Annotated in this window: 1 protein-coding gene; it reads right to left on the bottom strand. The window is 67.4% G+C overall.

What is annotated here, in order from left to right; genetic code table 11:
* Positions 1–1927: type I polyketide synthase (locus ACIBCK_RS39150; protein WP_399398152.1), on the bottom strand; the 1927-nt coding region annotated here is incomplete at both ends.

The following is a 1927-nucleotide window of genomic DNA, read 5'->3' as shown; positions in this document are numbered from 1 at the left end:
CCAACAACTTCCAGAACTCACCCGGAGACGACACACCACCCGGAAAACGACACCCCATCCCCACGATCACCAAACGCTCATCACCAACCGGCACCCCACCAGCCAACGGAACCACGGAACCTGCCGACGCGACGCCCATCTCCCCGAGCAACTCGCTCAGGACGAACCCGGCAAGCGCCACCGGAGTCGGATAGTCGAACACCGCCGTCGCGGGCAGATGCAGGCCCGTGGCGTTGTTCAGTCGACCACGCAGTTCCACAGCAGTGAGCGAGTCGAAACCGACGTCGCGGAAGGAACGCGCGGAGTCAACAGCTTCGGGCCCCGACATGCCCAACACCAGGGCGGCCTGCGCCATGACCAGGTCCTGCATGGTCTCCCGCTGTTCGACCTGGCTCAGCACAGTCAGGCGAGCGACCAGCGCGTTCTTCGCCTTCGAGGTGACCTGACCCACCGCACGACGGGCAGATGAGCCCTTGCGCACGAGGGCGGACAGGAACGGCGGGGCCTCGACCGCTCCACGTATCGCCGCCAGGTCCAAGTCGGCGGCTATCAGCAGCCGTTCATCGCGGGACATGGCCGCGTCCAATACAGCGAGGCCGTGCGCGTCAGACAGAGGCCGTATTCCCTGACGAGCTATCCGCTGCCGGTCGGCCTCCGTCAGCTCACCTGCCATGCCCTGCTCCCATGGCCCCCAGGCGAGGGACACCGCAGGCAGGCCCTGATGGCGTCGGTGGGCGGCGAGTGCGTCCAGGAAGGTGTTGCCCGCCGCGTAGTTGGCCTGGCCCGGATTACCCCAGACACCGGCCACCGACGAAAACAGGACGAAAGAATCAAGATCCAGATCACACGTCAGTTCGTGGAGGTTCCAGGCCGCGTCGACCTTCGGCCGCAGCACCGCCTCCATACGTTCCGCGGTCAGCGCTCCGACGACCCCATCGTCCAGAACGCCTGCAGCATGCACGACACCGGTCAGCGCCACGCCATCCAATACCTCGGCCAGCTGCTCACGATCAGCGGCATCACAAACCGCGACCGTCACCGCAGCCCCCAACTGCTGCAGATCGGCGACCAGTTCCGGCATTCCCCGAGCCTCAATGCCACGACGTGAGAGCAGGAGAAGCCGATCGGCCCAGCCCGTCTGCGCCAGATGCCGCGCCACCAAACCGCCCAGCGCACCCGAGGCACCCGTCACCAACACCGTGCCGCCCGGCTCTGCACGACCCACCGCAGATGACGTTCCTCCCGCCGCCGCCCGCACCAGGCGCGGTACCCGCACCTGACCCGACCGCACCGCGAACTGCGACTCGCCTGTCCCCACGCCCAACCGCAGCCACTCCACAACCCCATCCGCCGACAGATCGTCCACATCCGCCAACACGAAGCGACCGGGATTCTCCGACTGCGCCACCCGCACCAAACCCCACACCCCACCAGCCACAACCCCCACCGAGCCCGTACCCACGTCCACGGCAGCCTCGGTCACCAGCACCAACCGCGACCCGGCCAACACCTCCGCAGCCAGCCACTCCTGCACCACACCCAGCACACGCACCGCCACACCCCGAGCCGCACCCGGAACATCCCCACCCTCCGCCTCCGGCGCCACCCGCATCACCACAACCGGCGGAACCTCCCCACCCGCCTCCACTGACGCCACCAACCCACCCACACCCTCAACACCCAACTCCACCAGCTCAGCCCCAACAACAGACTCAGCGAGCACCCACTCCACCCCGAACAGCGACCCACTGACAGATTCCGAACCAGCAGCGAACGGCCGCAAGACCAGCGAACCCACCGACGCGATCAACCCGCCCGCAGCGTCAGCCAACGTCACCGACACACCCTCACCGACCTCAGCCGGGGCAACCCGCACCCGAGCCACCGACGCACCCGAGGCATGCACCACCACATCACTCCAGGCGAA

The organism is Streptomyces sp. NPDC051218 (genome assembly GCF_044455475.1).
GTDB lineage: Bacteria > Actinomycetota > Actinomycetes > Streptomycetales > Streptomycetaceae > Streptomyces.
Note: the sequence above shows the minus strand (reverse complement) of the source record. Positions and strands in the feature narration are given on the sequence as shown.